The 24,470-nt window shown below is 66.6% G+C and carries 19 protein-coding genes; 11 read left to right on the top strand and 8 right to left on the bottom strand.

Annotation, left to right across the window (positions count from 1 at the left end):
- The first annotated feature begins 188 nt into the window (after positions 1 to 188).
- The 6 genes from CAL28_RS17360 to CAL28_RS17335 all read left to right on the top strand — a co-directional run bounded on the left by CAL28_RS17360 (position 189) and on the right by CAL28_RS17335 (position 6,231).
- Positions 189 to 1,289: an ABC transporter ATP-binding protein gene (locus CAL28_RS17360; protein ID WP_094842536.1), complete on the top strand. Its 1,101-nt coding sequence runs from the start codon at positions 189 to 191 to the stop codon at positions 1,287 to 1,289.
- The gene (locus tag CAL28_RS17355; RefSeq protein ID WP_094842535.1) at positions 1,289 to 2,377 is read left to right on the top strand and encodes an ABC transporter ATP-binding protein; all 1,089 of its coding nucleotides are present in this window, start codon (positions 1,289 to 1,291) and stop codon (positions 2,375 to 2,377) included. Before CAL28_RS17360 ends, CAL28_RS17355 begins: the two co-directional genes overlap by 1 nt.
- Entirely contained in the window at positions 2,374 to 3,264 is an 891-nt protein-coding gene (locus CAL28_RS17350) for a carbohydrate ABC transporter permease (RefSeq protein ID WP_094842534.1), read from the top strand. The genes CAL28_RS17355 and CAL28_RS17350 overlap by 4 nt, the downstream gene beginning before the upstream one ends.
- Positions 3,257 to 4,069: a carbohydrate ABC transporter permease gene (locus CAL28_RS17345; RefSeq protein ID WP_094842533.1), complete on the top strand. Its 813-nt coding sequence runs from the start codon at positions 3,257 to 3,259 to the stop codon at positions 4,067 to 4,069. The genes CAL28_RS17350 and CAL28_RS17345 overlap by 8 nt, the downstream gene beginning before the upstream one ends.
- Positions 4,070 to 4,079: 10 nt before the next feature.
- Positions 4,080 to 4,388, top strand: a complete 309-nt coding sequence (locus CAL28_RS17340; protein ID WP_094842532.1) for a DUF2160 domain-containing protein — start codon at positions 4,080 to 4,082, stop codon at positions 4,386 to 4,388.
- Between the two features lie 112 nt (positions 4,389 to 4,500).
- Positions 4,501 to 6,231 carry an ABC transporter substrate-binding protein gene (locus CAL28_RS17335; RefSeq protein WP_094842531.1) on the top strand — a complete coding sequence of 577 codons (1,731 nt, stop codon included), beginning with the start codon at positions 4,501 to 4,503 and terminating at the stop codon, positions 6,229 to 6,231.
- Between the two features lie 114 nt (positions 6,232 to 6,345).
- Here the strand turns inward: CAL28_RS17335 and CAL28_RS17330 are convergent, their stop codons facing one another.
- Together CAL28_RS17330 and CAL28_RS17325 are read right to left on the bottom strand one after the other, a co-directional pair.
- Entirely contained in the window at positions 6,346 to 7,794 is a 1,449-nt protein-coding gene (locus CAL28_RS17330) for a short-chain fatty acid transporter (RefSeq protein ID WP_094842530.1), read from the bottom strand.
- A gap of 58 nt (positions 7,795 to 7,852) precedes the next feature.
- Positions 7,853 to 11,449 (bottom strand): molybdopterin-dependent oxidoreductase, encoded by a 3,597-nt coding sequence (locus CAL28_RS17325; protein ID WP_094842529.1) that lies wholly within the window; start codon positions 11,447 to 11,449, stop codon positions 7,853 to 7,855.
- 127 nt (positions 11,450 to 11,576) lie between these two features.
- On the opposite strand from CAL28_RS17325, the gene CAL28_RS17320 reads away from it, so the two are divergent.
- Positions 11,577 to 12,488 carry a LysR family transcriptional regulator gene (locus CAL28_RS17320; RefSeq protein WP_094842528.1) on the top strand — a complete coding sequence of 304 codons (912 nt, stop codon included), beginning with the start codon at positions 11,577 to 11,579 and terminating at the stop codon, positions 12,486 to 12,488.
- A gap of 49 nt (positions 12,489 to 12,537) precedes the next feature.
- Here CAL28_RS17320 and CAL28_RS17315 read toward each other — a convergent pair whose 3' ends face one another.
- On the bottom strand, positions 12,538 to 13,641 hold the full coding sequence (locus CAL28_RS17315; protein WP_094842527.1) for a mandelate racemase/muconate lactonizing enzyme family protein: 1,104 nt from the start codon (positions 13,639 to 13,641) through the stop codon (positions 12,538 to 12,540).
- 217 nt (positions 13,642 to 13,858) lie between these two features.
- On the opposite strand from CAL28_RS17315, the gene CAL28_RS17310 reads away from it, so the two are divergent.
- The 4 genes from CAL28_RS17310 to CAL28_RS17295 are packed head-to-tail and all read left to right on the top strand — an operon-like array spanning position 13,859 to position 18,792.
- On the top strand, positions 13,859 to 14,662 hold the full coding sequence (locus CAL28_RS17310; protein WP_094842526.1) for an SDR family NAD(P)-dependent oxidoreductase: 804 nt from the start codon (positions 13,859 to 13,861) through the stop codon (positions 14,660 to 14,662).
- 13 nt (positions 14,663 to 14,675) lie between these two features.
- Entirely contained in the window at positions 14,676 to 16,865 is a 2,190-nt protein-coding gene (locus CAL28_RS17305) for an alpha-ketoacid dehydrogenase subunit alpha/beta (RefSeq protein ID WP_094842525.1), read from the top strand.
- Positions 16,865 to 18,040 carry a 2-oxo acid dehydrogenase subunit E2 gene (locus tag CAL28_RS17300; RefSeq protein ID WP_094842524.1) on the top strand — a complete coding sequence of 392 codons (1,176 nt, stop codon included), beginning with the start codon at positions 16,865 to 16,867 and terminating at the stop codon, positions 18,038 to 18,040. The genes CAL28_RS17305 and CAL28_RS17300 overlap by 1 nt, the downstream gene beginning before the upstream one ends.
- A gap of 8 nt (positions 18,041 to 18,048) precedes the next feature.
- Positions 18,049 to 18,792, top strand: coding sequence for a FadR/GntR family transcriptional regulator (locus tag CAL28_RS17295; protein WP_176464028.1), 744 nt, complete (start codon positions 18,049 to 18,051; stop codon positions 18,790 to 18,792).
- 49 nt (positions 18,793 to 18,841) lie between these two features.
- Here CAL28_RS17295 and CAL28_RS17290 read toward each other — a convergent pair whose 3' ends face one another.
- From CAL28_RS17290 to CAL28_RS17270, 5 genes are all read right to left on the bottom strand, one after another.
- Positions 18,842 to 19,663 carry an SDR family oxidoreductase gene (locus CAL28_RS17290; RefSeq protein WP_094842522.1) on the bottom strand — a complete coding sequence of 274 codons (822 nt, stop codon included), beginning with the start codon at positions 19,661 to 19,663 and terminating at the stop codon, positions 18,842 to 18,844.
- Positions 19,664 to 19,738: 75 nt separating this feature from the next.
- Entirely contained in the window at positions 19,739 to 20,443 is a 705-nt protein-coding gene (locus tag CAL28_RS17285) for an ABC transporter ATP-binding protein (RefSeq protein ID WP_094842521.1), read from the bottom strand.
- Positions 20,436 to 22,223: a branched-chain amino acid ABC transporter ATP-binding protein/permease gene (locus tag CAL28_RS17280; RefSeq protein ID WP_094842520.1), complete on the bottom strand. Its 1,788-nt coding sequence runs from the start codon at positions 22,221 to 22,223 to the stop codon at positions 20,436 to 20,438. Before CAL28_RS17280 ends, CAL28_RS17285 begins: the two co-directional genes overlap by 8 nt.
- A gap of 13 nt (positions 22,224 to 22,236) precedes the next feature.
- Positions 22,237 to 23,103 carry a branched-chain amino acid ABC transporter permease gene (locus tag CAL28_RS17275; RefSeq protein ID WP_094842519.1) on the bottom strand — a complete coding sequence of 289 codons (867 nt, stop codon included), beginning with the start codon at positions 23,101 to 23,103 and terminating at the stop codon, positions 22,237 to 22,239.
- A gap of 132 nt (positions 23,104 to 23,235) precedes the next feature.
- The gene (locus CAL28_RS17270) at positions 23,236 to 24,438 is read right to left on the bottom strand and encodes an ABC transporter substrate-binding protein (RefSeq protein WP_094842518.1); all 1,203 of its coding nucleotides are present in this window, start codon (positions 24,436 to 24,438) and stop codon (positions 23,236 to 23,238) included.
- Positions 24,439 to 24,470 lie beyond the last annotated feature (32 nt).

The raw sequence follows: 24,470 nt of genomic DNA, 5'->3' as shown, positions 1-24,470 counted from the left end.
GGCTATGCGGCGTCCGATCCTGGCACCCCGCCGTCGCCGCGTCCCGGCATCGCGCAAGTCCGCACCGGCGCACCGTAGATAAATTCCAGCCGGCCGACGCAGGCCGCCGTTGTCTTTCTTCCGCGCTTTCTGTACAAACGCAGAAAACAAGATGAAAGCTAACAGGCAGCTTTTCGCCAGGAGACGCGATGCGGCTGACGCTGGAAGGCATACAACTACAGGCGGGATCACAAGTCCTGCTGCATCCGATGAGCCTGGCCCCGGAACCCGGCGCCATGACGGTCCTGCTGGGCGTGACCCAGGCGGGCAAGACATCGCTGATGCGCATCATGGCCGGCCTGGACCGGCCCAGCCAGGGCGCCGTGCGGGTCGACGGCGTGGATGTGACGCGGGTTCCCGTGCGCGAGCGCAACGTCGCCATGGTGTACCAGCAGTTCATCAACTATCCGTCGATGACCGTCTTCGACAATATCGCCTCGCCGCTGCGGCTGCGCCGCGAGCAGGGCGTGGGCGAACGCGTCAGGGCGATGGCCGGACGCCTGCATATCGAACATCTGCTGGCCCGGTATCCCGCCGAGTTGTCCGGCGGCCAGCAGCAGCGCATCGCGCTGGCGCGCGCGCTGGTCAAGGACGCGCCGCTCGTCCTGCTGGACGAGCCCCTGGTCAACCTGGACTACAAGCTGCGAGAAGAGTTGCGCGACGAACTGGGCGAGCTGTTCGAGGAAGGGCGCTCCACTGTCGTCTACGCCACCACCGAGCCTGGCGAAGCCTTGCTGCTGGGCGGCCATACCGCGGTGCTGGATGCGGGCGAACTCCTGCAATACGGGCCCACCGCCGAGGTCTTCCATCGCCCGCGCTCCATCCGCGTGGCGCGCGTGTTCAGCGACCCGCCGATGAACCTGTTACGCGCGCGGCGCGACAGCCTGGGATTCATGCTGGAAGACGGCCTGCGCGTGCCCAGGGAGCTGCCCGCCGGCGCCGCCGGCGCCGATATCACGGCCGGCCTGCGAGCCGGCGCGCTGTACCTGGATGAGCGGCCCGGATGCGTGGCGGTGCAAGGCTCGGTCAAGTTGGCGGAGATTTCCGGATCCGATACCTTCGTGCATACGGCCACGGCGGCGGGACACCTGGTGGCGCAATTGACCGGCGTCCATCGTTTCGCGCTGGGCGAAGCGATACGCCTGTACTTCGATCCCGGCCAGACCTACGCCTTCGATGCCGCGGGCGAGTTGCTGGCGGCGCCTGCCTACCGTCGTGCGCCGGTCGGCGCGAAGGTGGAGGCGAACTGATGGCGAGCATCGAGCTGGATCTCTCGCATTCCTATGTTCCCCATCCCGCCAGGGAAGAAGACTACGCCCTGCTGCCCCTGCAATACACCTTCGTCGACGGCGGCGCCTATGCCTTGCTGGGGCCGTCGGGGTGCGGCAAGACGACGCTGCTGAACTGCGTGTCGGGCCTGCTGCGTCCTTCGTCCGGCCATATCCGCTTCGACGGCCGCGATGTAACGGGGCAGACGCCCCAGCAGCGCAATATCGCGCAGGTTTTCCAGTTTCCGGTCGTCTACGACACCATGACCGTGGCCCAGAACCTGGCGTTTCCGTTGCGCAACCGCGGCGTGCCGGAAGACCGGGTGCGGGAAAGAGTGGGGCGCATCGCCGAGATGCTGGAACTATCGCCGGTGCTGGACCGGCGCGCGCGCGGCCTGGCCGCGGACGCCAAGCAGAAGATATCGCTGGGCCGCGGACTGGTGCGCAGCGATGTGTCGGCCGTGTTGTTCGACGAGCCGCTGACCGTTATCGATCCGCACTTGAAATGGGCCTTGCGGCGCAAACTGAAGGAGATCCACCAGGAGTTCAAGCTGACGCTGGTCTACGTGACCCACGACCAGACCGAGGCGCTGACCTTCGCCGACCAGGTAGTAGTGATGTCGCGCGGCAAGGTCATGCAGGTGGGCACGGCCGACGATCTGTTCCTGCGTCCCGCCCATACCTTCGTCGGGCACTTCATCGGGTCGCCGGGGATGAATTTCCTGCCGGCGCGCTGGGACGAAGGCGGGGTGCGTATCGGTACGCGCGTGCTGCGCCAGGCGCCGCCGGATCTCGCCGCGACCCTGGCCGCGACGGGCGCGTTCACCTTGGGCATACGGCCGGAATTCGTGCGCCTGTGCGCGGCGGACGCGCAAGACGCCTTGCCGGTGGCGGTGACGCGCATCCAGGACATCGGCACCTATCTGCTGTTGACCGGCACCTTCGAGGGCCGGACGGTGCGGGCCCGCCTGCCCCTGGACAGTGGCGTGGCCGCGCCCGGCGCCATCGCCTGGCTTTCCGTGCTCAATCCGCACAGCTGTTTTTACCGCGACGAGGAACTGATCCGATGAAGCCGATCAACCAGAAAGCCTGGCTGCTGGTGCTGCCCGTGGTGGTGTGCGTGGCCTTTTCCGCGATCCTGCCGCTGATGACCATCGTGAATTACTCCGTCCAGGACATTATTGCGCCCGACCGCCGGGTTTTCGTCGGCACGGAATGGTTCGCGTCGGTGCTGCAGGATCCGGAACTGCACAACGCGCTCTGGCGCCAGATCGGTTTTTCGCTGGCCGTCCTGCTGGTGGAAATCCCCCTGGGCATCCTGGTGGCGCTGTGCATGCCGGCCTTCGGCTGGCAGGCGTCGGCGGTGCTGGTCATCGTTGCGCTGTCGCTGCTCATTCCCTGGAACGTGGTCGGCACGATATGGCAGGTATTCGGCCGGACGGATATCGGCCTGCTGGGTGCCACGCTGTCATGGCTGGGGTTCAACTACAACTACACAGGCGACGACCTGGACGCCTGGGTCACCGTGCTGGTGATGGATGTCTGGCATTGGACGCCGCTGGTGGCGCTGCTGTGCTATGCCGGCCTGCGGGCGATCCCGCAGGCGTATTACCAGGCCGCCCGCATCGACGGGGCATCGCGCCTGGCGGTGTTTCGCTATATCGAATTGCCCAAGATGCGCGGCGTGCTGATGATCGCGGTATTGCTGCGTTTCATGGACAGCTTCATGATCTACACGGAGCCTTTCGTCCTGACCGGCGGCGGCCCGGGCAATGCCACTACCTTCCTGTCGCAGTACCTGACGCAGAAAGCCGTGGGGCAGTTCGACCTGGGCCCGGCGGCGGCCTTTTCCATTGTGTACTTCCTGATTATCTTGCTGCTGTGCTTCATCCTGTACAACTGGATCCAGCGCGCCGGCACGTCCGGCACCATGGAAGAGGAGAACGCCAATGCGTGACAAGCCCGTTTTCTGGCGCAGCGCCTTCCTGATCCTGTACCTGCTGTTCGCCATCCTGCCGCTGTACTGGATGCTGAACATGTCGTTCAAGCCGAATAGCGAAATCGTCGGCGCATTGACACTGTGGCCGCGCGAATTCACGCTGCGGCACTATCACACCATCTTCACCGATCCGGCATGGTATTCGGGCTACATCAATTCGCTGATCTACGTCGCCATCAATACCGTCATCTCGCTGGCGGTCGCCTTGCCCGCGGCCTACGCGTTTTCGCGCTACAGCTTCATCGGCGATAAGCATGTGTTCTTCTGGCTGCTGACCAATCGGATGACGCCGCCGGCCGTCTTCCTGCTGCCCTTCTTCCAGCTGTATACGTCGCTGGGACTGATGGACACGCATATCGCCGTGGCGCTCGCGCACCTTGTGTTCAACGTGCCGCTGGCAGTGTGGATACTGGAGGGCTTCATGTCCGGCGTGCCGCGCGAGATCGACGAGACCGCCTACGTGGATGGCTATTCCTTTCCGCGTTTCTTCCTGACGATATTCCTGCCGCTGATCAAGGCGGGCGTGGGCGTGACGGCTTTCTTCTGCTTCATGTTCAGCTGGGTGGAACTGCTGCTGGCCCGCACGCTGACTTCGGTCAACGCCAAGCCCATCGTGGCCACCATGACGCGCACCGTTTCGGCCGCGGGCATGGACTGGGGCGTGCTGGCCGCCGCGGGCGTGCTGACCATCGTGCCGGGCGGCATCGTGATCTGGTTCGTGCGCCGGTACATCGCCAAGGGTTTCGCGATGGGCCGGGTATAGGGAGGCGACGATGTTCGACTGGATGGTGTGGACGACCCCGGTCGCCGTGTTCTTCGGCTGCGTCGTCCTGATGCTGGCCGGCATGACGGTGTGGGAACTGCGTAGCCCGACGCGCTTGCGCAAGGGATTCCTGCCCATCGCGACCACGCGGGGCGACCGATTGTTCATCGGCCTGATGTGCGCCGCCTGGGTAAACCTGCTTTTCGTGGGAATGGGGGAACGCTTCATGACCTGGTGGTCGCTGGACGAGCCGCCGTCGGTATGGATCGGTTTCGCGGTCTCGATGCTGGTGTTGGCGCTGGTCATGCGCAAGGGATAAATAAAGTCCGGCCCGCCATGTCCGGGCCGCGACGAATTCATGGATCACGGCCTTCGCCTTCCCCGGCCGCGTCCGCAGCATCCCGAGGGAGGGCTTATCGAGGAGACAGCTCATGAAATTGCGCATGCATGCCGTGGCAGCCGCCATCGCCCTGATCGGATCGTCCGGTGCCTGGGCCGGGGCGCCCGAGGCGCAGAAGTGGATCGATACGGAGTTCCAGCCCTCGACGCTGTCCAAGGACCAGCAGATGGCCGAAATGAAGTGGTTTATCGATGCCGCGGCCAAGCTGAAGGCGAAAGGCGTCAACGAAGTGAACGTGGTGTCCGAGACCATTACGACGCATGAATACGAGTCCAAGACACTGGCCCGGGCCTTCACGGAGATCACGGGCATCAAGGTAAACCACGACATCATCCAGGAAGGGGATGTGGTCGAGAAGCTGCAAACGTCGATGCAGTCGGGCAAGTCGATCTATGACGGGTGGATATCCGATTCGGACCTGATCGGCACGCATTACCGCTACGGCGCGATCCTGCCGCTATCGGATTACATGAACGGTTCGGGCAAGGAATACACCAATCCGGGCCTGGATCTGAAGGACTTCATCGGCGCGCGCTTTACCACCGCCCCGGACGGCAAGCTGTACCAGTTGCCGGACCAGCAGTTTGCCAACCTGTACTGGTTCCGGGCGGACTGGTTCGCCCGCAAGGACCTGCAGGACCGCTTCAAGGCAAAGTACGGCTATGACCTGGGGGTACCCACCAACTGGTCGGCGTACGAGGACATCGCGGATTTCTTCACCAATGACGTCAAGGAAGTGGACGGCAAGCGCGTGTACGGCCACATGGACTACGGCAAGAAGGATCCGTCGCTGGGCTGGCGGTTTACCGATGCCTGGTTGTCCATGGCCGGGACGGCGGACAAGGGCCTGCCCAACGGCATGCCGGTGGATGAATGGGGCATACGGGTGGCGGACGACAAATGCACGCCGGTCGGCGCGTCGGTGGAGCGTGGCGGCGCCACCAACAGCCCGGCGGCGGTGTATGCGTTGACCAAGTACATCGACTGGATGAAGAAGTACGCGCCGCAGCAGGCAACCGGCATGACGTTCTCGGAGGCGGGGCCCGTGCCCGCCCAGGGCCAGGTCGCGCAGCAGATCTTCTGGTACACGGCCTTCACGGCGGATATGACGAAGAAAGGGCTGCCGGTGGTCAACGCGGACGGTACGCCGAAATGGCGCATGGCGCCTTCGCCGTATGGCCCGTACTGGAAGGACGGCATGCAGAACGGCTACCAGGATGTGGGTTCATGGACCTTCTTCAAGTCCACCAATCCCGACCGCATGGCCGCCGCCTGGCTGTACGCGCAATTCGTCACGTCCAAGACCGTGTCGCTGAAGAAGTCCATCACCGGGCTGACCTTCATCCGGGACAGCGACATCCACAGCGACTTCTTTACCAAGAACGCCGATAACTACGGCGGCCTGATCGAGTTCTACCGCAGCCCGGCACGGGTGGCCTGGACCCCGACCGGTACCAACGTACCGGATTATCCCAAGCTGGCGCAGCTTTGGTGGAACAACATCGCCACCGCCGTAACCGGGGAAAAAACGCCGCAGCAAGCCATGGATAGCCTGGCCAACGAAATGGACCAGGTCATGGCGCGACTGCAGCGCGCCGGCATGGCGCACTGCGCGCCCAAGCTGAACCCGCGCAGCGATCCGTCGAAGTGGCTGTCGGACCAGCATGCGCCCTGGAAGAAGCTGGCCAACGAGAAGCCCAAGGGCGAGACCATCGCCTACGACAAGCTGCTGCAGGCGTGGAAGGAGGGTAAGGTGCGCTAGCCGGCTTTCGTCCGGCGGGAGGGGCCGGCCCCGACAGGCATCTCCCCGCCGGACGCCGGTGTGCCTTGATCTTTGGCGCCGGGCCGGTCGGGGGCTGTCTTTATGGCGCGGCGGTCACGGCATGACCGGCGGCTTGTACTCCAGCGTGGCGGCCAGCGTCCACAGCATGATCAGGACGATGGGCGCATGCACGATCAGTTGCGTGAAGGTGAAGCCCACGACGTCGCGCGCGCGCACGCCCAGCACGCCCAGAAGCGGCAGCATCCAGAACGGGTTGATCAGGTTGGGCAGCGCTTCGGCGGCGTTGTAGACGGTGACCGCCCAACCCAGGTGGACGTGCAGGTCGTTGGCGGCCTGCATGACATAGGGCGCCTCGATGATCCACTTGCCGCCGCCGGACGGCACGAAGAAGCCCAGCACGGCGGAATAGATGCCCATCAGCGCGGGGAACGATGCGTGCGAGGACACCGACACGAAGAAGGCGGACAACATATGGGCCAGCGTGTGGCCGTCCGTGCCGGCCGCCTTGGTCAGGATGTAGGCGACGCCGCCGTACAGCGGAAATTGGATCAGCACCCCGCCGACCGACGGCACCGATTTGGCGATGGCGTTCAGGAAACTGCGAGGCCGCCAATGCAGCAGCATGCCCAGCATCAGGAACACGAAGTTGTACGTGTTCAGGTTGGAGATCGCCAGGATGGCGTCCTTGGTGGCGAATTCGTTGACGATCCAGGTCGCGCCCAGGGCCACGAGCAGGATGGTCAGCACGGGGCTGTATTCCAGCCAATCGCCGGGACGCGACGGCGGGTCGACTTTCTCGATGGACGCACCCAGGTCCACGCCCAGGTCTTCGGCCGTTACGGCCTTGTCGCCGCGCGGCGCGGAATAGAAGGCGACGATCATGGACGCGATGGTCAGCACGACCGCGATGGCGAAGGACTGCCACAGGAAAATCGTTTCCGTGAAGGGAATGACGCCGGTGATCTTCAATAGCGCCGGCGGCAGGCTGGCGGGGTTGGCTTGCAGCTGGGCGGCCGACGAACTCAAGCCCAAGGCCCAGGTGGCGCCCATGCCCAGGTAGGCGGCGGCGCCGGCCGCGCGGTAGTCCATGCGCAGTTCCTTGCGGCGCGCCAGCGCGCGCACCAGCAGGCCGCTGAAGATCAGGCTGATGGCCCAATTGAGCAGGGATGCCAGGATGCTGATCAGGGCCACATAGCAGATGGCGCCGCGCCCCGTTTTGGGATGGCCGGCCAGCCACGCGATGAGCCGGGCCGCGGGTGGCGAGGCCGCCACGACGTAGCCCGAAATGGCCACGATGGCCATTTGCATGGTGAAGGGAATCAGCGTCCAGAAGCCGTCGCCGAAGGCCAGGCCCACGCTCTTGGCGGGCGCGCCGTTGGCCATGGCGCCTAGCGCGACGACCACCACGGCGATGACCGCGAAAATGTAGGCGTCCGGGAACCACTTCTCGGACCAGCGCGTGACCGATGCGGCCATGCGTTCCAGGGCGCCGCCGTCCTGCCCGGGCGCGGCGCCGTTCTTGATGACAGATTCTGCTTTCATGATTTCCCCTTGTGCATTCGTGGCAAAAAGACTTTCGTAAACACTTCCGTAAAAAGAATCAGGCGTCCAGGACCAGATCCGTCGTGGGCACCGCCTGGCAGGTCAGGCACACCTCGGGGTCCTCCGGTTCCGCGCCATGCAGGTGGCGCACCTGGCCCTGGACGATTCTTACCGCGCAGCTTTCGCATTGACCCACGCGGCACCCGCTGGGCAAGGACAAGCCCAGGCCTTCGGCAAAACCCAGCAGGACGCCGCGCGCCGCCGACCATGCGGCTTCGGTGTCCGAGCGGGCGAAGCGAACCGCATACCGGCGCGCTGGATCCACGTCGACACGCGCCGGCGAGCGGAAGATTTCGTTGAAGATATCGAAAGCGGGCACGCCGCGCGCCACCAGGCCTGCCGTGATCGCCTGCATCATGGGCGCGGGTCCGCACAGGTAGAAGCGCGCCCGCGCCTGGATCGCGGCGTCGTCGACGGCGTCGGCTGTCGCGAAGCGGCCTGCCGCGCCAGGCAGGTCCGGCGCATCGCTGTAGTAGCGGCGCACCGTCAGGCGGGGTAGCCGGGCAGCCAGCTCCGCGATGTCGCCGGCGTAGGCTTCGCTGTCCGGTGTGCGGTTCGCATAGTGCAGCCAGACGGCCGGCATGCGGTCGCGTTCCTCCGCGGGCTGCGCCGCCAGGGAACGCAGGTAGGCCATGAAAGGCGTGATCCCGATGCCGCCCGCGAACAGCACCACCGGCTGCGGTGACCGCAGCGGCAGGATGAAGCTGCCGGAAGGCGCGCCCAGTTCGACGCGGTCGCCCACGCACAGGCGGGTATGCAGGTGCCCCGACATATGGCCGTGCCATGGGGTGCCGGCACCGGTGATGCCTTGCTGGCGGCGTACCGCGATGGTGTAGCGGTCGCGCGCCGCATCCTGTGCCGCGTCGACCAGGGAATAGGCGCGCGTGATCGTCTCGGGCGACGCGTTCGCGCTGTCTTGCGGCGGTGCGGCCAGCCGCAGCGTGATGTGCTGTCCGGGTTGGGGGTCGGGCAGGCCTTTGCCGTCGACCGGCGCGAAGGCGATTTCCAGGACATCGGGGCTGCGTCGCGTCAGCGCGGTCACCCGGAACGCGCGCAGACCGGCCCAGGGGCGGCGATCGGGATCGCTGGCCGGGTCGCGCGCGATGTCGCAGGCAAAGGCGCGCATGGGCACCGATCCGCTGATCGGGTCGGCGGCATCGGCGCGGATCAGCGCGTTGTAGTTGCTGCTGTATTGGCCTTGCACGGGATAGCCGTCCCGGCCCAGTTCGGGGCAGGCCTGCCACCAGCCGTAGTCGGCCACCGCGACGTTTTCCTGGAGGTCGGGCTGCAGCTGGGCGACGAAACGGGCTTGGCCGGCCCGTGTACGCACGCGCACCCAGTCGCCCGCCGCGATGCCGCGGCGCGCGGCCAGTGCGGGATGCAGGCCGATGCGCGGCAAGGTGTCGCGCTTGCGCAGGGACACCAGCGAACGATGCTGGCTGTGGCAGTAATAGCCGCTTTTGGCGGTGGTCAGGACGACGGGATAGTCGGCGTCGCCGCCGCTGGGCGCCTCCGCCGGTTCGCGGTGGACGGGCAGGGGGTCGTAGCCGTGCCGCAGGAGGCGTTCGGAATAGAGTTCGACCCGCCGCGTTTCCGTGGCGAAGCCGGCGACCGCCGCGGGCCCGGCGCCGGGCGGCGTGTTTTCAGGCGGGGTGCCCGGAAGGTCGTCGGCACGGCTGTGTTCCGGTGCGTGCTCGCCGCCGGACGCGGCGGCATACTTGCGGTCATGGTGTGCGAGCGGCAGGCGCATGCCGCCATCGGCGGCGCGCAGGTCCGCCGCCGTGATGCCCAGCGGGGCCAGCATGTGGTTCCAGCCTTGCTCCAGGCTGCCGCCGAAGAACAGGTCGGCCATGCCGAGCCGGCACGCCAGGTCGAAGACGATGTCGTTGTCCGACCGCGATTCGCCGCGCGGCGATACCATGCGCGGCCGCAACTGGATGCGTTCCTGGGCCTGTGGCGTGATCTCGAAACCGACGCGCAGGCCTTCCCGTTCCCACGGGGTGTTGATGGGCAGCAGGATATCGGCATAGCGTGCCGACGGCGTTTCGAACAGATCGCAGTGCACGTGGAATTCCAGTGCCTGCAGGGCCTGCCTGCCCATGTCCACGTCGGCCTGGGACACCAGGGGATTGGTGCCGAACGCCATCATGGCGCGGACGCGGTACGGTTTTGCGTCCAGGATCGCCTGGTACATGTCGCGTGCGGTGATCCAGCCCTGGGCTGGCGGTCCCAACGGACGGTGGGCCAGGCCCAGCGCCTTGGCGCGCTGTTCCGGCGCGATCAGGTCCATGCCGTTCACCGTCGCCACGGGTTGCGCGGGGTAGACCCGGTTGCCGCCCGGGACATCGAAACTGCCGGTCAGCGCATAGAGCACCGCGACGGCACGCTCGGTCTGCGTGGCATTGCCCTGCTGGCCGATGCCGGTCCACGCGTAATAGGCCACGCTGGGCGCGTCCGCGATGAGTCGCGCGGCCGTTCGCAATTGGTCCGCCGGTACGCCGGTGACGCGCGCGACATGGTCGGGCGTGTAGGACGCGCAATGCGCGGCCAGCAGGTCGAAGACCGGCCGGCAGCGAATGCTGCCGCCGTCGCGCAGGGGGATTTCGTATGCTCCGCGCAGGGCGTGGCGCGCGCCGCCTTGCGCGGCGGCCGCAAAGCGGGTGTCGTAGGCCACGGGGCTTCCGGCCTGCCCGTCCCAGGCGACGAAGGCGTCCTCGTCACCCGCTTCGCTGGCGCCGTTCCGACGGCCGGAACCGTGCCGGCCCGACGAGCCGGCGTTCGCGGGCCGTACCGCCAGGTCGCTCACGCGCAGGAATCCGCCCGTGTCGCCGCGGACCAGCAGCGGTGCGTTCGTCCAGTCGCGTACGAACGCGGCGTCATAGTCCTGGCCTTCGATCAGCAAATGCGCCAGCCCCAAGGCCAGGGCGGCATCGGTGCCGGGACGTACCTGCAGCCAGGCATCCGCCTGCGCGGCCAGCGCGGTGCACTGGGGGTCCACCACGAGCAGCCGCGCACCGGCCGCGCGGCCCACGCCCACCGCATGCGCCTGGGCCAGCCAGGTGTTGGCCGGGTTGTGGCCCCACAGCAGGATAAGGCCGCTGTTGGCATAGTCGGGGACCGGCATGCCGCAGCCGAAGGTAAAGGCGTGGGCGTAGTCCTTGTGCCAGTTGCAGACTTCGGTGGCGTAGCAAATGTTGGGGCTGCCGAACCCGCGCACGAAGCGCTCGATCCAGTCGATGCTGTCCGACAGCGGCGTGCCGCTGGGCGTGGTGACGCCGAACGCCACCGCTTCGGGGCCGCTTTCGCGCCGGACCGCATCCAGCCGCGCGGCCGTTTCGCGCAGGGCTTCTTCCCAGCCTATGCGTTGCCAGCCGGGGTCGCCGCCGTCCTTGGGCCGCGTGCGGCGCATGGGGTACAGGATGCGATGCGGACTGTGCACCAGTTCGGGCGCCGCGCGGCCCTTCATGCACATCGCCTGGCCGGTGGGATGGTCGGTATCGGGCACGACGCGTACCAGTGCGTCGTCCCGAACGATGTTGCGCGTGCCGCAGCGCGAGCGGCAGAGCGTGCAATAGCCGCGCTTCTCCGTAAGCACCTGCCTTACCCCGATTGTGTTTTCTGTATGTCGAACGCGGTGATACTAGGGCGAGGCGCGCAATATTGCTAATATAAATTTTTGAAATCGCAATATATACAGCATCAATATCATAGGATGCGCCGCCATGCAGATCACGCTCCGGCAGTTCGAATACTTTCTGGCGCTGGCCGAAACCGGCCAGGTATCCAAAGCGGCGCTACGGTGCAATGTGTCGCAGTCGTCGGTGACCATCGCCTTGCGCAATCTGGAGCAGAGCGTGGGAACGCCTCTATTCGTGCGCCATGCCAAGGGGCTGCATCTGACGGACGCCGGCGAACGTTTCGCCCGCCACGCGCAGAACGTGACGGGGGCTTTCGCGCGGGCGATGGAGGACATGCGGGCCGAACCCGATGAACTGAGCGGCTGCCTGCGCCTGGGCGTGACGGAGACCATCTCTGCCTACCTGATGCCGGCGGTCATTGCCGCCGTGGGGCAGCGCTTTCCCAATCTGCGGCTGGAGGTGGTGGAGCGGGATCGCGCCGAGGTGGAACAGGGCCTGCTGGCGGGAAAGCTCGATCTGGCGCTGGCCATCGTCTCGAACCTGACCCGCTTCGACAAGCTGCAATACGACACGATGCTGAAGTCGCCGCGGCGCTTGTGGACGCATCCGGATCATCCATTCCAGCATGCGGACAAAGTGCGCCTGGCCGATGTGGCGCGGGCCGATTACGTGATGCTGGACATGGACGAACACATCGAGACGGTGGGCAAGTACTGGGGGCGCCAGGGCCTGCATCCGCGCGTCCGTTTCCAGAGCCGCTCGCCCGAGGCAGTGCGCAGCCTGGTCGCGCTGCAGCAGGGCGTGACCATTCTGTCGGACCTGGTCTATCGGCCCTGGTCGCTGGAAGGGCGGCGCATCCTGCGCCGCGATCTGAGCGACGAGGTCCCCACCATGGACATCGGCGGGGTGTGGCGCAAGCGCGGCGGACTGGGCAAGGGTGGCGAGGCCCTGATGGGCTTCCTGCATGCTTCCATCAAGGGGCTCGCCCACGTTTAAGGGATCGCCGCGCCGCGGCCGAGCATCCATCGGGCGGTATCGGGACGGCTTAGCGGTGCTCGCTGCGATGCACCTGATACCGCGCCAGCTTGTCCCAGTCCCAATCGATACCCAGGCCCGGTTCGGCCGACGGAATGGCCCGCCCGCCTTCGACGCGCATGCCGGTGCCGGTCACCATATCGAGCTGCGGAATGTATTCGAGCCACCGGCTGTTCGGAACCGCGCAGCAGAGCGCAAGATGCAATTCCATCAGGAAGTGCGGGCAGACCGGTACGTTGTACGCTTCGGCCATATGCGCCACTTTCAGCCACGGCGTGATCCCGCCGATGCGGCCGACGTCGACCTGCACGATGGTGCAGGCGCCGGCCTGCAGGTAATCCTTGAACTGCGTCAGGCTGTACAGGGATTCGCCGACGGCGATCGGTACGGTCGTCGACGCGCAGAGACGGCGATGGGCATCGACGTCGTCCGCGTGGATGGGTTCCTCGAACCAGGCGACGTCCAGCGCCTCGAAGCAGCGCGCGCGCCGGATGGCTTCGGACAGGCTCAGGCCCTGGTTCGCGTCGGTCATCACTTCCCAGCCGGGGCCGACGGCATCGCGTACCGCCGACAGGCGTTGCACATCCTCGGCCACGTGCGGGCGGCCGACCTTGATCTTGGTGCCGCCGAAGCCTGCCGCCTGCGCGCGCAGCGCCTCTTCGACCAGTTGCGCCTCGTCCAGATGCAGCCAACCGCCTTCGGTGTAGTACATCTCGATGCCGTCCTTGGCGCCGCCCGCCAGCCGGTGCAGGGGCAGGGCGGCCCGGCGCGCCCGCAGGTCCCACAAGGCAGTGTCGATTGCCGCCAGCGCGATGGAAGTCAGCGCGCCCACCGTGGTCGCGTGCACGCGAAAGAACAGGTCCCGCCATAGCTTTTCGATGTCGTCGGCTTCGCGGCCGATCAGCATGGGGGCGAGATGGTCGTCGATCAGGCGGGCCACCGACGAGCCGCCGGTACCGATGGTGTAGCTGTATCCCGTGCCGACCATGCCATCGGCATCGCGGATACGCACCATCGGTGTTTCCTGGCATTCGAAACTCTGGACGGCATCCGTGCGTTTGACCTTGGGCGGCAGATTGACGAGCAATACCTCGGCGGAAGCGATGGCGGCCATGCGTGCTCCTGGTGGGAATGGGACGGACAGCGGAACAGCGGACAGGGTCATTATGCGGCAGGCCCTCCATTCCGCGACGGCGCGGCCGACGGTAGCGGCATTGAAGATCAGGGTTTATACGTAGTTGTAAGGCAAGTTGATAAGCAGATAGGATGCCCTGAAAGCGCTGCCGCGACGAACGGCATGCCGCCTATAACGATGCCCGGAGACAACAGCCATGCCCGACCCCGATGCGCCGCGATTGGCCCATTACCCAGACCTGCGCGGCAAAGTCGTGGTGTGTACCGGTGCCGCCCACGGCATCGGGCGCGCCATGCTGGACGCTTTTGCGCGGCACGGCTGCCGCCTGGCGCTGATGGACCTGGACGCCGGCGGGATGGCAACGGCGGCCTCGCAATTGGGCGAACGCCATCACGATGTCCAGACGCTGTGCCTGCCGGTTTCGGTACGCGACGATGCCGCGGTCGAACGGGCGTATGCGGCGGCGCGGACGCATTTCGGGAGGATCGACATTGCGCTGAACAACGCCGGTATTTCGATGAACAAACCGACGCTGGAATTGAGCGGGGAGGAATGGCGGCGCGCCATCGATATCGACCTGACCGGTGTGTTCTATTGCTGCCAGGCGGCCGGCCGCATCATGGTGGACCAAGGCGGCGGCGTCATCGTGAATACGGCCTCGATGTACGGCGTCGTGGCCGCGCCGGAACGCGCCGCCTATTGCGCGGCGAAGGCAGGCGTCATCGCACTGACCAAGTCCCTGGCCGTCGAATGGGCGTGCCATGGCCTGCGTGTCAATGCGCTGTGCCCGGGCTATATCCGCACGGCCCTGGTGGACGACCTGATCGCGCGCGGCGCGCTGGACGCCGGCCGTATCGAGGGCCGCGCTCCCATGGGACGGTTGGGCTCGCCCCAGGAGATGGCCGAGGTCGCGCTTTTCCTGGCATCGGATGCGGCGCGCTACACCACCGGCCATGCCATGCTGTCGGACGGCGGATGGACCGCCAACGGCTATCTTTGAGGACGCCGCTCCCATGCCGGATTTGCAGACCCTGACCCCGCGCGCGCCCTGGATGGCGCTGTCCAGCACCGAACAGGATTGGGCGCAGGCCGATCCCGTCCTGCTGGGCACGCTGCTGGCGCATTGCCACCTGATCCGTGGCTTCGAGGAAACCGTGCTGGCGTTGGCCGGCGAAGGGCTGGTGCACGGCCCCGCGCATTCCAGCATCGGCCAGGAGGGCGGGGCGGCCGGATCCATCGTGGGACTGCGCGCGGACGACGGCGTCAGCGGTTCGCATCGCGGCCATCACCAGTTCCTGGCGAAATCGCTGGCGTATCTGTGTCCGGACGGCATCGATCCCACGGCCGATATCGCGCCCGCCGTGCAGGCCTTGCTGCAGCGGACACTGGCGGAAATCCTGGGGCTGGCGCAGGGCTTCTGCAAGGGGCGCGGCGGTTCCATGCACCTGCGCTGGCCCGAGGCCGGCGCGCTGGGCACGAATGCCATCGTCGGCGGCGGCGTGCCCATGGCCGCCGGCCAGGCCTGGGCCAATCGCCGGGCAGGTAGCGATGCCGTCATGGTGACCTACTTCGGCGACGGGGCCATCAACATCGGCTCGGTGCTGGAAACCATGAATCTGGCGGCGGCATGGAAGCTGCCGCTGTGCTTTTTCATCGAGAACAATCGTTATGCGGTCGCCACCGGCGTGGACGAGACAACCGCCGAGCCGCGCCTGTCGGCGCGCGGCATGGCATTCAACATCCCCAGCTGGCATGTCGACGGCATGGATCCGCTGGCGGTGCATCTGGCCATGCGAGCCGCGCTGGCGTATATGCGTGCCGGCGACGGCCCCACCGTGATCGAAGCGGATGTCTATCGCTATTTCCACCAGAACGGTCCCTTTCCGGGCAGCGCGTTCGGCTACCGCGACCGCGAGGAAGAAAAAGCCTGGCGCACGCGCGATCCCCTGGATCTGCTGGCGCGGCGGATGGTGGCACGCGAGCTGATCGCGCCGGCGCAGATCGACGCGCTGCGCGGACGCGTCGCGCTGGCGATGCGTGCCGCGGTGGATGCGCTGCTGGAGGCGGACCCGGAAGCCGGCGAAGGCAAGCGCCGTATACGCCCCCGGCTATGGCCCTCCGCGGATTTCCGCGACGTGGGGATACTGGGCGATCTGTCCGAGATGCCGGCCCGCCGCGACGCCACCGACGACGAATTCCGGGGCGAGACGGTGCCGCGCAAGTTCGTCGATGTGGTGGCCGACGTCATGGACCGACGCATGGCTTGCGACGATACCGTCGTGGTCATGGGAGAAGACGTGCATCGTTTGAAGGGCGGCACCAATGGCGCCACGCGGGGACTGGCGCAGCGCTATCCGGACCGTTGCCTGGGCACGCCCATCAGCGAAAACGCCTTCGTCGGACTGGCCGGCGGTATCGCCCTGGACGGCCGCTACAAGCCGGTGGTGGAGTTCATGTACCCCGATTTCATGTGGGTGGCGGCCGATCAGGTCTTCAACCAGATCGGCAAGGTACGCCACATGTTCGGCGGCGACGATCCTGTGCCGCTGGTATTGCGCACCAAGGTCGCGATGGGCACCGGCTATGGATCGCAGCATTCCATGGATCCCGCCGGCATTTTCGCGACCTGTCCCGGATGGCGCATCGTCGCGCCTTCCAATCCCTGCGATTACGTGGGACTGATGAACGCGGCTTTGCGCTGCAAGGACCCGGTGCTGGTGATCGAGCACGTGGATCTGTACAACGCCATGGCGCCGGCGCCGCGCGACGACCTGGATTTCGTGCTGCCGGTGGGGCGTGCCGCCCTGCGGCGCACGGGACCCGCGGTAACGGTGATCGCCTACCTGTCGATGGTCGACCACGCCATGGAGGCCCTGGACAGCCTGGGGATGGAAGCGGACCTGATCGACCTGCGCTGGCTGGACCGCGCCAGCTTGGATTGGGAGACCGTGGGCGCCAGCGTGCGCAAGACCAACAATGTGCTCATCGTGGAGCAGGGCGCGCGCGGGACCTCGTATGGAGGCTGGCTGGCCGACGAGATCCAGCGGCGCTATTTCGATTGGCTGGACCAGCCGGTCCAGCGCGTGACCGGCGGCCTGGCCGCGCCCAGTATCTCCCGGGTGCTGGAGCGGGCGGCGGCGGCACGCACCGAGGAAGTGATCGAGGGACTGCGCGACATCCTGCGCAATAAGGGGGAAGGCTGATGGCGACGATGGTATGCATGCCGGCCGTGTCGGCCAACGCGCCGGACGCCGTGCTGGCCGAATGGATCGTGAAGGAAGGCGATAGCGTGCGCGCGGGCGATAGCCTGGGCGGGATAGAAACCGACAAGGCAGTGGTGGACCTGGAGGCCGAACACGACGGCGTGGTCGGGAAGCTGCTGGTGGCACAGGGCACCCGCGTGGCGGTAGGCGCCCCGGTTGCCTTGCTGTTGCGGGAGGGCGAAACGCCGCGCGATATCGCGCAAGCCGGGGAACAGGTGGAGGCGGCCGAGCCCGCCGCCCCGTCGCCGGGCCCGGCGGATCCGTCGCGCATCTTCGCCAGCCCGGTCGCGCGGCGCACGGCCGCCGCGGCGGGGCTGGCGCTGTCCGGCCTGGCGGGGTCCGGTCCGCAAGGGCGCATCGTCAAGCGGGACGTCGAACAGGCGCTGGCCGGCGATGGCACGCGTCCGGCACCGGCCGGGGGGCACACCGATGCGGCCGGTTTCGACCTGATTCCCCATGGTTCCATGCGCAAGGCGATCGCGCGCCGGTTGACCGAAAGCAAAAGCACGATCCCGCATTTCTATTTGCGCGGACTGTGCCGGGCCGACGCGCTGCTGGGGCTGCGCGAGCAATTGAAGGCTGTCGTGCCGGGCCGCGTGTCCATCAACGACCTGGTGATACGCGGTGCCGCCTGCGCCTTGCGCGATGTGCCGGACATGAACGTCACCTGGACGGCCGACGCGCTGCGGCGGCACCGCCATGCGGACATCTCGGTGGCCGTTGCCACGCCCAACGGCCTGGTGACGCCCATCGTCAAGGCCGCGGACGGGCTTGGCGTGCCGGCGATCAGCGAGGCCATGACGGCGCTGATCGAACGCGCGCGGGCGGGCCGGCTGGCCCCGGCCGAATACGAGGGAGGCAGCTTCGGCATCAGCAATCTGGGCATGCTGGGCGTCCCGGATTTTGCCGCCATCATCAATCCGCCGCAGTCGGCCATGCTGGCGGTCGGGGCGATCGTCAGGGAAGCGGTGGTCGATGAGGATACGATACGGGTCGGCTCGGTCATGCGCTATACCCTGGCCGTGGACCACCGCGCCATCGACGGCGAACTGGCCGCGCGGTGGCTGGCGCGCCTGACCTGGTACCTGGAGCATCCTGTCGCGATGCTCGTATGAGAACCGTGATGCAGCATTCTTCCTTTCCTCCTTGCATCGATGCGCTGGACGAGCAGCCCATCGCGCGCGGCGAAGGCCTGGCGGCCGGCGTGGCGCAGCGCCTGCGCCGGGCGATCGAACGGCGCGATCTGGCGGCCGCCGGCAACCGGTTGCCGTCCGAGACCGCGCTGGCCAAGGCCTATGGGGTCAGCCGGCCGGTGATCCGCGAAGCGATATCGCTGCTGAAGTCCGACGGGCTGGTCATTTCGCACCAGGGCCGGGGCCAGTTCGTCAATCCGCAAGGCAGCAATGTATTCCGGCTGGAGCCCCCGGGGGATACGGAAACCGGCTTGAGCGAGCTGTTCGAGTTCCTGCTCGCCGTCGAAGTCCCCGCGACGCGATTGGCGGCCCAGCGTCGCGGCGCGGCCGAACTGGAAGCCATACGCACCGCCTACCAGCGCCTGTACCAGACCACGCGCGATCTGGGCGACGGCACGGAGGAAGACGAAGCCTTCCACCGGGCCATCGTGCAGGCCAGCCATAACCCGTATTTCATCGCGTTCGCGAGTTTTCTGGATACCCGCGTGCGCGGGCTGATCCGCACGGCGCGCAAGAACACCCGCAATCGCTCGATGGAGCTGGTGTGGCAGGTGCAGCGCGAGCACGAGGCGATACTGCGCGCCATCGAGGATGGCGATCCGGAGCGCGCCGGCGCGGCCGCCACGGCGCACCTGACCAACGCCGCGGCCCGGCTGGTCCTGTACAAAGGCTAGCCGCTGTCGGCACGGCCAGGGAACCGGCACGGGCGGTTCCGGCGCGGCATCAGGTCATCAGCCAGCCTCCCGCCACGTCTATCGTTTGTCCCGTGATGAAGCGGGCCTGCTCGGACGCCAGGAACAGGCAGGCATCGGCGACTTCCTCCGGCGTGCCCAGGCGCCGCATGGCCGTGACGCGGCTGACCGCATCATTGATCTCCTGGGGCACGGTCTTCAGCAGCGGGGTCGCGATGCGCCCGGGCGCCAGCGCGTTGACGGTGATCCCGTGTTCGCCCAGTTCCCCCGCCCAATGGCGGGTCAGGCCGATCAGGCCGGCCTTGGTGGCGGCGTAGTGGCCGGCGACGATATCGCAGTAGGCCTTGCCGGCGACGGAGGACATATTGACGATGCGGCCCCAGCGTTGGCCAATCATGTGCGGGACCGTCAGGCGCGCCAGGTAGAAAGCCGCGTTCAGGTTGACGCGCATGACGGTGTCCCACTCGCCGGGCGGCATTTCCCACACCTTCAATGCGCGGCCGCCCGTCTTGGGCGAAATGCCGGCGTTGTTGATCAGGATGTCCGCGGGCCCGAGCGCCCGCGCCAATGCATCGCATGCGGTTTCGCAGGCGGCGAAGTCCTGGATATCCGCCTGGACGAAGCGCGCCGGATGCCCGGCGCCGGCCAGGCGCGCTTCCAGCGCGGCACCCGCTTGCGCGTCGCGGTCGATCAGGCCTACCTTGGCCCCATGGTCCAGCAGTGCCTGCACGATGGCCGAGCCGATGCCGCCGACGGCGCCCGTGACGATGGCCGTCCTGCCATCCAGCCGGCCGCCGGTGCCAGTGAAGCTGGACGGGGCCGTGGCGGCGGGGTGGGAAGACGATGCAAGCATGGCGCGTTTCCTGTTCCGTGGTTCCTGCAGTGCGTTCGCGTAGCCGCGCTAGCGTGGCGGGGATCGCGGCGCGGTTCAATGGCCCAGGTAGGCCTTCTTTACGTGCGGATTGTTCAGCAGTTCCTCGCCGGTCCCGGCCAGCACGATGGCGCCGTTCTCCAGCACATAGCCGCGATCGGCCAGGCGCAGCGTGCGGAAGACGTTCTGCTCCACCAGCAGCACCGTGACGCCATGCGCGGTAATGCGGCGGATGATGTCGAACATCTGCTGCACCAGCAGGGGTGACAGGCCCAGCGACGGTTCATCGAACATCAGCAGCCTGGGATCGGCCATCAGGCCGCGCGCGATGGCCACCATCTGCTGCTCGCCGCCCGACAGCGACCCCGCGTACTGGGCCAGCCGCTGCTTCACGCGCGGAAAGGTTTCCAGCACTTCGTCCAGCTTGCGCCGCACCTGTGCCCGCGCGGCGCGCTTGTAGGATCCCATCAGCAGATTGTCGCGAACCGTGAAGTGCGGGAACAGCTGGCGGCCTTCCGGGATCATGGTGATGCCGGCGTCGACGATGTCGTAGGGGGTACGGTTGGTCAGCATCCGTCCTTCGAATTCGACGCTGCCGCCCTGGCAGGGGATGATGCCGCACAGGGTCTTCAAGGTGGTCGTCTTGCCGGCGCCGTTGGCGCCGATCAAGGTAACGATTTCACCGGCGCGCACCTCGAAATCCAGACCGTTCAGGACCTGGGTCTTGCCGTAGCCCGCCCGCAGACCAGATACCTTAAGCATCCTGGTACTCCTTGCCCAGATAGGCTTCGATGACCGCCGGATCTTCCACGACCTCGCGCGGCGCCCCGCTGACCAGGACGCTGCCTTCGTTGATCACGATGATGCGATCCGACAGGGCCATGGTGGCGCGCATCATATGTTCGATCAGCAGGATGGAAACGCCGCTGTCGCGGATGTCGCGGATCAGCTGGATCGCGACCGCGATGTCCGTGGGGTTCAGGCCGGCCATGACTTCGTCCAGCAGCAGGATGCGTGGCCGCGTCGCCAGCGCCCGGGCGACTTCCAGCCGCTTCATGCCGCCCACCGTCAGGTTGCGCGCCTCGGTGTCGAGGAAGCGCGTAAGGTGCGTGCGCTCGGCGATCTCGCGCGCCAGGTGTTCGGCCTCGTCGTGGTCGCGCGTATGGATATAGGCGCCCAGCATGATGTTTTCCAGGACGCTCAGGCCGGTGAAGGGTTGGGCGATCTGGAAGGTACGGCCCAGCCCATGGTGGGCGAAAGCGTCCGGCGTGTCGCAACTGATCCATGCGCCGCCGGGGTCGCGCAGGCGCACGGTGCCCTGGTCCGGCGGCAGGAAGCCCGAGAGCAGATTGAAGACGGTGGTCTTGCCCGCGCCGTTCGGGCCGATGATGCCCAGGATCTCGTTTTCGTGCAGCGTCAGCGACACATCGTTCGTGGCGCGCAGCCCGCCGAAGCTCTTGGACAGGTTTTCGGCCTTCAGCACGGGTTGACCGAGCGGCTTCGGATTGGCGGCCGCCGCGCGGGTGCCGTCCACGGCGACGCGCTTTTCCGGCGTGCTGCCCAGATAGGGCAGCCGCTCCAGAAGGCGCTCGATGCGCGGGCCGAACGCCCCGGCCAGGCCGCGCGGGATGGTAAGCACCACGGCCACCAGGATCAGGCCGTAGATCAGCCCGTGCATGCCATTGCCGACCGCGCTCAGCCAGCCGCGCGCCAGTTCCGCGATGGGCAGCACCAGCACCGTGCCGGCGACCGGGCCGGCGACGGTGCCCAGGCCGCCGATCAGCGCGAACATCGCGATCTGCACCGACAGGTCCAGCGAGAATGCCGAGGCCGGGTCGATGAAGGTCAGGTAGGTGATATGGAAGGTGCCGATGACGCTGGTGAGCACGGCGGAGATGACCGCCGCCTGGATCTTCACCCGCGTGGTGTGTATGCCCACCGCCCGGGCGGCGTCCTCGCGTTCGCGGATGGCGATCAGGTAATGCCCCAGGCGCGACCTGCGCACCAGCCAGGACACCCACAGGACCCCCACGAACAGCGCGAAGGCGATGATGACGTAGTTCACTTTTTCGCGGAATACGATCCAGGTCCAGCCGATGTTCAGCGGCAGGCTGATACCGCTGGAGCCGCCGGTCCAGCTTTCCTCGTGGATGACCAGCAGGCGGAACACTTCGAGGATGGCGATGCTGGCCAGGGCGAAGAAAGGTCCGCGCAGGCGCAGCGTCGGGTAGCTGACGACAACCGCGACGATGCCGGACAGCAGGGCGCCAACGACCATGCCTATCCACGGCGAGATCGCGAAGTTCTGCGTCAGCAGGGTCGCGGTGTAGCCGCCGATGCCGTAGAACACCGCATGGCCCAGGGACAGCTTGCCGGCATAGCCGCCGACGATGTTCCAGGCCACCGCCATGGCCGCGAATACGAAGATCAGGATAAAGAGATTGGTCCAGAACGGCGTGCCCAGGACCACCGGAAGCACGAACATGACGGCCAGCAGGATCGCGCTGACGTACGCTTTGGGGCTGCGGAAATCGGGAAACACGTCTTGCTCCTTGTTATTCCGTGCCGACGCCGAACAATCCGGCCGGCCGCAAGACGAGAATCAGCAGGAAGATGCCGAAATAAACGACTTCCTTCAGATCGGGCGCGATGTAATAGCCCGCCAGCGCGTCCACCACGCCGATGATCATGGACCCCGCCACCGCGCCGTACAGGCTGCCCATGCCGCCCAGGACCACGATGACGAAGGCGGTCAGGACGAAATAAGTGCCGACCGTCGGGAACACCGGATACTGCGGCGCCAGCAGGCCGGCCGCGACCCCGACGAAGGCGGTGCCCAGGCCGAAGGCGATCACGTAGACCATCTTGACGTTGACGCCCATCAGCATCGCGGCATAGCGATGCTGGGCCACGGCGCGTAGTGCCCGTCCCAGGTAAGTGCGGTGCATGAAGACGTGCAGCAGGAAGGCCAGCGCGAGGGCGACCGCGAAGGTGACCAGCTGTCCGCTGACCATGGAATACTTGCCCAGCGCGACGGCGCCCGTGCCCACTTCCGCCGGTGCGCGGAATACGTTGGCGCCGAACACCACCAGGGCCAGGTTCAGCAGGATCGTCGACACGCCCACCGTGGCGAAGATCTGGATGTGTTCATCGGCATTGAGCAGCGGCTGGATGATGGCGCGCTGCGTAAAGGCGCCCAGCGCGAACATGATCACCGCCACTGGCGCCAGGCCGATGTAGGGATGGATGCCGAAGTAGCTGGCCGCCAGGTAGACCAGGTACATGCCCACCATCAGGAATTCGCCGTGGGCGAAGTTCACCACCCGCACGACGCCGAAGATCAGTGTCAGGCCCAGGCTGATGATGGTGTATGCGCCGCCCAGCAGCAGCCCGTTGATGATCAGCTGTACGAAGATATCCATTGTGCAATCCCGCGAAGGCGCAGGACCGGCCGCGCGCCTGCGGCCGGCCTGCTGTCCGGTTCCGAGCCTGCCAGCCCTGGGGCTGGTTCGACGATGCCAGGCTCTTGCCGGTATCGATAGCCCGGGTCGGGACTACTTGTTGAAGACCGGCTTGCCCAGCGCGAGATTGGGCGGAGCGATGGTGACCAGCTTGCCGTTGTCCTGCCATTGCATGACGTAGAACTCCGACGCGTTGTTCTGGCCGTCCTCGCCGAAGTCGAAGCCCCAGCCGTTGGCGGTTTCGCCGGGCTTCTTCTTGTACGCCAGCACGGCGGCGCGGATCTTGTCCTTGTCGGTGGATTTGGCGTTGGCCATCGCTTCCAGGAATGCCTTGGCGCCCACGTAGTTGGCCAGGCTGTGGCCCGATTGGGGATCGCTCTTGTAGGCGGTCTTGTAGGCCTGCAGGAACTTGTCCAGTCCGGGCGCGCCCTGCGGATTGATCGAGGCCTGCGGGAAATCCAGGTCGAACACGCCGTTGATGCCCGGGCCCACGGCCTTCGCGGTATCGGCCAGCGAATAGCCGCCGCCGGCGCCGATGACCACCTTGGGCGCGAAGCCGGCGGATTTCGCCTGGTTGAAGTACAGGATGGCGTCGTTCTGGTAGGCGGTCTGCAGGACCACATTCACATTGGCGCCTTTCAGCCGCAGGATCAGCGAGGACAGATCCACGGTCTTGGCCGAATAGGGCAGGACTTCCGCGACCTTGTAGCCGAGTTCCTTCGCGCGCTGTTGTTCCGTGGCGGCGACGTCGGTGCCGTAGGGACCGTCTTCATGGATGATGCCGATGACGATGTCCTTCGCGTTCATGCCCATGCCCGGCGCGACCAGGTTATGCAGCGCATTGACGACCGCGTAGCCGTACTTGCCCGTGTTGGGGTTGCTGCGGAACAGGTACTTGTAGCCGCGTTGCGTGATCTTGTGCGCCGTCGCGCCCAGTTCGAAGTACGGAATGCCGGCCAGTTCCGTGACCGGTGTCGCCGCGTAGGAAATGCCGGAAGCATAGCTGCCGAAGACCGCGACGACGCCCGAGGACGTCAGGCGCTTGGTTTCGGAAACGGCCTGATTGGGATCGACGGCGTCGGCCTTGAGGATCTGGATTTTTTCGCCGTTGATACCGCCCGCGGCATTGACTTCGTTCACCGCGATTTCCAGCCCGCGATAGCTTTCCTGTCCGAGCAGGGCCAGCGCGCCGCTGAAGGGGTAGACGGCCCCGACCTTGATGTCCGCCGACGCGCCGGCGCTGAACATCATCCCGCATGTACCGACTGCCAACGCGAACCTGGTGATTGTGTGCATGTCTCGCTCCGTTATGTCGTTGTAGGGGATCG

The organism is Bordetella genomosp. 11, from assembly GCF_002261215.1.
GTDB lineage: Bacteria > Pseudomonadota > Gammaproteobacteria > Burkholderiales > Burkholderiaceae_B > Bordetella_C.
The sequence above is the reverse complement of the archived record's forward strand: the minus strand, read 5'-3'. Positions and strand labels throughout refer to the sequence as shown.

Coding starts and splice junctions, on each gene's coding strand:
- CAL28_RS17320 (WP_094842528.1), top strand. CDS start 11,577: ATGCAGATCACGCTCCGGCAGTTCGAATACTTTCTGGCGCTGGCCGAA.
- CAL28_RS17355 (WP_094842535.1), top strand. CDS start 1,289: ATGGCGAGCATCGAGCTGGATCTCTCGCATTCCTATGTTCCCCATCCC.
- CAL28_RS17290 (WP_094842522.1), bottom strand. CDS start 19,663: ATGCTTGCATCGTCTTCCCACCCCGCCGCCACGGCCCCGTCCAGCTTC.
- CAL28_RS17330 (WP_094842530.1), bottom strand. CDS start 7,794: ATGAAAGCAGAATCTGTCATCAAGAACGGCGCCGCGCCCGGGCAGGAC.
- CAL28_RS17300 (WP_094842524.1), top strand. CDS start 16,865: ATGGCGACGATGGTATGCATGCCGGCCGTGTCGGCCAACGCGCCGGAC.
- CAL28_RS17315 (WP_094842527.1), bottom strand. CDS start 13,641: ATGGCCGCCATCGCTTCCGCCGAGGTATTGCTCGTCAATCTGCCGCCC.
- CAL28_RS17270 (WP_094842518.1), bottom strand. CDS start 24,438: ATGCACACAATCACCAGGTTCGCGTTGGCAGTCGGTACATGCGGGATG.
- CAL28_RS17350 (WP_094842534.1), top strand. CDS start 2,374: ATGAAGCCGATCAACCAGAAAGCCTGGCTGCTGGTGCTGCCCGTGGTG.
- CAL28_RS17295 (WP_176464028.1), top strand. CDS start 18,049: ATGCAGCATTCTTCCTTTCCTCCTTGCATCGATGCGCTGGACGAGCAG.
- CAL28_RS17345 (WP_094842533.1), top strand. CDS start 3,257: ATGCGTGACAAGCCCGTTTTCTGGCGCAGCGCCTTCCTGATCCTGTAC.
- CAL28_RS17310 (WP_094842526.1), top strand. CDS start 13,859: ATGCCCGACCCCGATGCGCCGCGATTGGCCCATTACCCAGACCTGCGC.
- CAL28_RS17285 (WP_094842521.1), bottom strand. CDS start 20,443: ATGCTTAAGGTATCTGGTCTGCGGGCGGGCTACGGCAAGACCCAGGTC.
- CAL28_RS17360 (WP_094842536.1), top strand. CDS start 189: ATGCGGCTGACGCTGGAAGGCATACAACTACAGGCGGGATCACAAGTC.
- CAL28_RS17275 (WP_094842519.1), bottom strand. CDS start 23,103: ATGGATATCTTCGTACAGCTGATCATCAACGGGCTGCTGCTGGGCGGC.
- CAL28_RS17305 (WP_094842525.1), top strand. CDS start 14,676: ATGCCGGATTTGCAGACCCTGACCCCGCGCGCGCCCTGGATGGCGCTG.
- CAL28_RS17335 (WP_094842531.1), top strand. CDS start 4,501: ATGAAATTGCGCATGCATGCCGTGGCAGCCGCCATCGCCCTGATCGGA.
- CAL28_RS17340 (WP_094842532.1), top strand. CDS start 4,080: ATGTTCGACTGGATGGTGTGGACGACCCCGGTCGCCGTGTTCTTCGGC.